The organism is Corallococcus terminator (genome assembly GCF_003611635.1).
Lineage (GTDB): Bacteria > Myxococcota > Myxococcia > Myxococcales > Myxococcaceae > Corallococcus > Corallococcus terminator.
Genome location: NZ_RAVZ01000831.1, coordinates 1 through 428, shown reverse-complemented (window position 1 = coordinate 428; position 428 = coordinate 1). Strand labels below are relative to the sequence as shown.

Genomic DNA, 428 nt, shown 5'->3' with positions numbered 1-428 from the left:
CCATATGCTTCAATACTTCGAGGTTATCCCCTTTGATCAACAGATTCTGGCTGTTCTTGTTCTCTTCACGTTGGTTATGGTCTTTATCTTCGGTGAGCAACGTCTTCGGTGGTAGGTTAGCCAACAGCCGGGCATAGGACTTACCCAGCCAGTTTAAGCTGTATGATTCTTTAGAGAGTTCAACATCCGAGGATTTGACGATCTCAAGTAGCTTCTCTTGAATGAACGCCCCGTTTTTATCAAAACACTGTGGGAAGTTAGCCTTTAATACAGCAAGCTGCTTGCTGTTAGCTGTTTCTACTTCTGAAAAAGGCGTTTCTTTTTGCATATCCATGTTAAACCTGATTATTTATCGTTCGATTTGGTGGTGTTTTTGATTGAAGCTTCACTTAAACCTATGCGCATTAGTTCGGCTACCGCACCATCAA

1 protein-coding gene is annotated in these 428 nt (G+C 42.3%); it reads right to left on the bottom strand.

What is annotated here, in order from left to right; genetic code table 11:
* The coding region (locus D7V88_RS42355) for a hypothetical protein (RefSeq protein WP_279636155.1) at positions 1–334 on the bottom strand (334 nt) is incomplete at its 3' end.
* Positions 335–428 lie beyond the last annotated feature (94 nt).